At 70.3% G+C, this 5,597-nt stretch carries 2 protein-coding genes; both read right to left on the reverse strand.

Features of this window, described 5'->3' with window-relative positions:
- Nucleotides 1–339 (reverse strand): condensation domain-containing protein (locus BLEFHOIH_RS27220; RefSeq protein WP_245296914.1); only part of this gene is annotated, 339 nt, incomplete at its 3' end.
- Nucleotides 336–5,597: non-ribosomal peptide synthetase (locus BLEFHOIH_RS08375; RefSeq protein ID WP_125461631.1), on the reverse strand; the 5,262-nt coding region annotated here is incomplete at its 5' end. The genes BLEFHOIH_RS08375 and BLEFHOIH_RS27220, both read right to left, overlap by 4 nt.

The raw sequence follows: 5,597 nt of genomic DNA on the forward strand, positions 1-5,597 counted from the left end.
GCCGGGCAGCCGCCGCATCCGTGTCCGCAGCGCCTCGTGCCGCTCCACCAGCCGGTCCAGCGCCCGCCGCAGCGCCGCCTCATCCAGCGTCCCCGACAGCCGCAGGCCCCCCGCGATGTGATAGACCGCCGCCGACCCGCCGAGCTGGGCCAGAAACCACAGCCGCGCCTGCGCCGCCGACAGCGGAAACTGCGTCGAACCCTCCCCGCGCGGCGCGGCGAGCAGCGGTAGCACGGCAAAATCGATGCCGCGCTCGGCGAGCCGCTCCAGAAAAATCACCCGCTTTTCCGGCGCCAGCCCAGCAAAACGCCGGGCGAGATCGGTTGCCTGTAAACTCACGATGCCTCCAACTCGTCCATCAGCGCCTCGATTTCCCGCAGCTCCGCCTCATCCCGCGCCGCGCCGCCCGTCGCCTCGTCGATCAGCGCCGCCAGCCGCCACAAGCTGCGTGCCTCGAACAGCGCCCGCAGCGGCAGCTCGACGCCGAAATCCCGCTTCAGCCGCATATGCGCCTGCGCCGCGATCAGCGAATGGCCGCCAAGCTCGAAGAAATCATCCTCGCGTCCCGGCTCGGCGACGCCGAGCGCTTCCGCCCAGATCGCCGCCAGCTTCCGCTCGGTCTCGGTGACCGGCGCTTCGTAGCGGGTAGCGAGGCCGCGCGGATCGGGCAGAGCGCGCCGGTCGAGCTTGCCGTTTTCCGTCAGCGGCAGGCGCGGCAAACCGATGATCTGCGACGGCACCATGTAATCGGGCAGCGCCGCCGACAGCCGCGCCTTGAGCGAGGCGGCGCCCGCATCCTCCGGCGCGACATAGGCGATGAGCTGCGTGCCGCCCGCGCCGTCCCGCGCGATCACCGCCGCGTCGCGCACGTTTGGCGCCGCCCGCAACTGCGCCTCGACCTCGCCGAGTTCGATGCGGAAGCCGCGGATCTTCACCTGCTGGTCGATGCGGCCGAGATAGTCGATGCCGCCATCGGCGCGGCGCACGGCCTTGTCGCCGGTGCGGTAGAGCCGGCCGCCATCCGCGCCGAACGGGTCGGGCACGAAGCGCTCGGCGGTGAGGCCCGGGCGGCCGAGATAGCCCGACGCCAGGCCCGCGCCGCCGACATAAAGCTCGCCCGCGACGCCGGGCGGGGCCGGGAGCATCGCTTCGTCGAAAATGACGAGGCCGAGGTCCGGGATCGGCTCGCCGATCGGGCTTTTCGCGGCCCCAGCAAGATCGGCGGCGCGGATCGGCCGGCAGGTGACATGCACCGTGGTCTCGGTGATGCCATACATGTTGACGAGGCGCGGCGTCTCGTCGCCGAAGCGCGCGAACCAGGGCGCCAGCGATGTCACCTCTAGCGCCTCGCCGCCGAAGATCACCTGCCGCAGCGCCAGATCCGGTTTTTCCGCGCGCGCGATAGCGGCCTGCATCAGCGGGCGGAAGGCGGACGGCGTCTGGTTCAGCACGGTTACCCGTTCTCGCGTCAGCAGGTCGAGGAAGGCGTCCGGCTCGCGCGCGGTGAAATGCGGCACGATCACCAGCCGCCCGCCATGCGCCAGCGCGCCGAAGATCTCCCAGACGGAGAAGTCGAAAGCGTAGGAGTGGAACAGCGTCCAGACATCGCCGGGGCCGAACCGGAACCAGTCGCGCGTCGCATCGAGCAGCCGCGCCACGTTCTCATGCGTGACGACGACGCCTTTCGGGCGGCCGGTCGAGCCGGATGTGTAGATGACATAGGCCGGGTGGGCGGGGCTGAGCGGCACGATGGGTGCCGCCGTCGGGGCATCGTCGCCGTCGTCCAGGCCGATGACGGCGGCATCGAAAGCCGCAAAGCGGGCGGCGAGCCGGGGTTGGGCGAGCAGTTTGCGCGCGCCCGCATCGGCCAGCATGAAGGCCAGGCGCTCGTCCGGGTATGCGGGATCGAGCGGCAGATAGGCTGCGCCCGCTTTCAGGATCGCCAGCACTCCCGCGATCAGCTCGAAGGAGCGCTCCGCCGCGATGGCGACGATCTCGCCCGGCCGGACCCCCTCGCGGATGAGGCGATGGGCGAGGCGATTGGCGCGGGCGTCCAACTCGGCATAGGTCAGGGTAGCGCCGTCCAGGCTCAGCGCGGCGGCATTCGGCTGGCGGCGGGCCAACTCCGCGATCCGCTCATGCACCGGCGCGCCCGCCGGAAAACACTCGCGGGCGGCAACGGGCATATCATCGGCAAGCGCCAGCGGCAGCGCGCCGACGGGCCGTTCGGCATCGGCGGTCAGGCTATCGAGGGCGTGCAGGAATTGCCGCTCGATGCGCTCGATCTCGGCCGCGCTGAAACGCGCGCAGAGAAAGCTCCATTGCAGCGACGGCGCCACGCCCGGCAGCACGGCGAGCGTCAGCGGATAGTTGGTCGTCTCCGTGGCAACCGGCGTCCCGAAGCGCAGGCCGTGGGCGGCATCGCCCGACAGGGCCGCATCGATGGGGTAGTTCTCGAACACCAGCAGCGCGTCGAAGAGCGGGCGTCCGGCGCGTCCGGCAAGGGTTTGGATCTCGGCGAGCGGGGCGTATTGGTGGTCGAGCATCGCCGCGCGCTCCTGCTGCAGGGCGCGCAGCCAAGCCCCGGCCGGCTGATCGGCGGGCGGCGTGATGACGACCGGGACGGTATTGATGAACAGCCCGACGCCCGTCTCGACGCCGGTCAAATCCGCCGGCCGCCCGGCGACCGTCAGGCCGAAGCAGACCGTGCCGCGCCCGGTAAATCGCTTCAATGTCAGCGCCCAGGCTGCCTCGATCAGCGTGTTCAGCGTCACCCGCTCGCGCCGCGCAACGGCCGTCAGCGCCGCCATGCGCTCCTCGCCGAGCGGTGCGGTGCGGCGGCCATGACCGCCCGCCACGGCATCGCCGCCGAATGCGTCCGCGATGGCGGCCGGTTCCTCGAGCGGTTTCAGCCGCGCGCGCCAGAAGGCTGCGTCGGCGGCCTGGTCGCGCTTGCCGAGCCAGGCGACATAATCGCCGAAACGCAGCGTCGGCGCGGGTTTCGCGGTGCCGCCGGCATAGATGCGCAGCACTTCGGCGAGCAGCAGCGCATTGCTCCAGCCGTCGAGCAGGAGATGATGGCAGGTCCAGAGCATCCGCCATTCCGTCTCGCTGGCGCGGATGAGGCTCATACGCATGAGCGGCGGCTCGGACAGGTTAAAAGGCTTTTCGCGTTCCGCTTGGGCGAGCGCTGCAAGTTTCGCCTCGAGCTCTGCTTCCCCCCGCCAGTCCATCCGCGTGACCGGCCATTTCGCGGAACGGAAAACCGCCTGCACCGGCCGCTCGAGCTGATCGGTCCAGAAGAAGCCGCTGCGCAGGATCGCGTGCTGCGTGACGCAAGCCTCCCAGGCGGCGGTGAAGCGTTCGGGGTCGAGGCCGCCGATGGCGACCTGCAACTGGTTGACATAGACGGTCGCGCCCGGCTCGTACAGGGCGTGGAACAGGATGCCCTGCTGCACCGGGGTCAGCGGATAGACATCCTCGATGCCGCGCCAGGGCAGGGTCAGGCCGTCGAGCTGGGTCTGGCTGAGGCGGGCGCCGGGGAAGTCGGAGGGCGTCGCGCCGCTGGCGGTTTCGCAATGGCCGAGGATGGCGCGCAATTCGGCCATCGCCGCGTCGGCGAGGCGTTCGACGGTTTCGGCGGCGAAGATGCCGGCGGAAAATGTCCAGCGCGCCTGCAGCACGTCCCCGGCGACCAGCGCGTCGATGGCGATCAGTGCGCCGAGCGGGGCGTCGTCGCCGGTGCTCAGCCGCAGGTCGGCGGCGTCGGCGGTGAACAGCGCGCCGGGGCGTGCGCCGGTGTCGAGGCGGCCGAGATAGTTGAAGGCGATTTCCGCCTGCGGCAGCGCGGCCATGTGCGCGCGCTCCTCGGGCGTGCCGAGATATTTCAGCAACCCGTAGCCCGCGCCGTTTTCGGGCGCCTGCCGCATCGCCTCCTTCACGGATTTGATGGCCTGGCCGAGATCGCCATGCGTCCCGAGTCGGACGGGGAAAACGCTGGTGAACCAGCCGATGCTGCGGCTGACATCGAGCCGGTCGCCGAACGCGTCGCGCCCGTGCCGCTCGACATCGATGAGCATGTCGGGGAAGCCGCTCCAGCGGCGGAAGACGCGGGCGATGGCGGTGAGCAGAAGCTCGTCGGGGCGGGTGCGGTAGGCGGCGACGGATTGGGTGAGCAGGCGCCGGGTGTCCTCCGGCGCAAGGCTGCGGGTGATCTGGCGGGCGTGGCGGCGCAGGTTTTCGCCTTGCGCATGATCGCGGGGCAGGCCGGTGCGCACGCCGCCCAGCCGCGACCAATAGCCGAGCTGCTGCGTGACGGCGGGTTCGGCAGCGTGCCGGGCGAGGGCGTGGGCCGCTTGGGCATAGGTTGCGGTGCGAGGCAGGGCGGGCGGCGGCGCGCCTGCGGCGAGGGCTTTGTAGGTGGCTTCGAGTTCATCGACGAGAATCCGCCAGGATACGGCGTCGACGGCAAGGTGGTGGATGGCGATCAGGAGCTTGAGGCGTCCGTCCGGCAAGCGCGCGGCGGCTGCCTGGATCAGCTTGCCGCGCTGAAGGTCGAGGCTGCGGTCGGCTTCCGCGAAATAGGCGTCGAGTTCAGCGTCGTGTGCGACGTCGCGCTCCCAGAGGATGTCTTGGGACGGCAGTGGCGTTGCCTCTTGCACCCAGGTGCCCGGCGCTTGTTCGCAAAAGCGGAAGCGCAGAGCGTCGTGGCGCTCGGCGACATGGAGGAGGGATTGACGCAGCAGGCCGAGATCGAGCGGCGCTTCGGAGGCGATAATGATGCGCTGGTTCCAGTCGTCGCGGTTCGGCATGGCTTGCGCGAAGAACCAGCTTTGGATCGGCGTCAGCGGCGCGGGGCCGGCTGCGTCGGGCTCGGGATCGCCGGTCTCGGTAGGCGCTATGCGGGCGATTGCGGCGAGTTCGGCGATGGTTTGCCGCTCGAACAGGTCGCGTGGCGCGAGGATGATGCCCTGTTGGCGCGCGCGGGCGACGATCTGCAGGCTGAGGATGGAATCGCCGCCGATTTCGAAGAAATTCTGGTCGGTGCCGATAGTCTCGAGCTTGAGCACGTCGCGCCAGATGGCGGCGATCTGGTGCTCGAGATCGGTCGTGGGGGCGATGGTGGTTTCGGCAGCGTCGTCGATGGGATCGGGGAGGACGGCGCGGTCGAGCTTGCCGTTGCTGTTATGCGGCATGGCGGCCAGCACGAGGATGCGGGCGGGGACCATATACGCCGGAAGTTTGGCGGCGAGCTTTGCCCGCAAGGTCGCCGGGTCGGGGGCGGCGCCCGGCGTGGGGGTGACATAGGCGATGAGGCGCGCGCCCGCCGGGCCGTGTTTTAGTACGGCGGCGGCCTCGGCGACCGTCTCCTCTTCGGCGAGGGCGGCTTCGATCTCGCCCGGCTCGATACGGAAGCCGCGCAGCTTCATCTGCGCATCGGCGCGGCCCAGATATTCGACCTGCCCATCCGCCATCAGCCGGACGATGTCGCCGGTGCGGTAGAGCCGCGAGCCGTCGCCGGCGAAGGGATCGGGCAGGAAACGCTCGGCGGTGAAGCCGGGCTGGCCGAGATAGCCGCGCGCGAGGTCGCCGCCGAT

Source organism: Rhodomicrobium sp. R_RK_3 (genome assembly GCF_002198715.1).
GTDB lineage: Bacteria > Pseudomonadota > Alphaproteobacteria > Rhizobiales > Rhodomicrobiaceae > R-RK-3.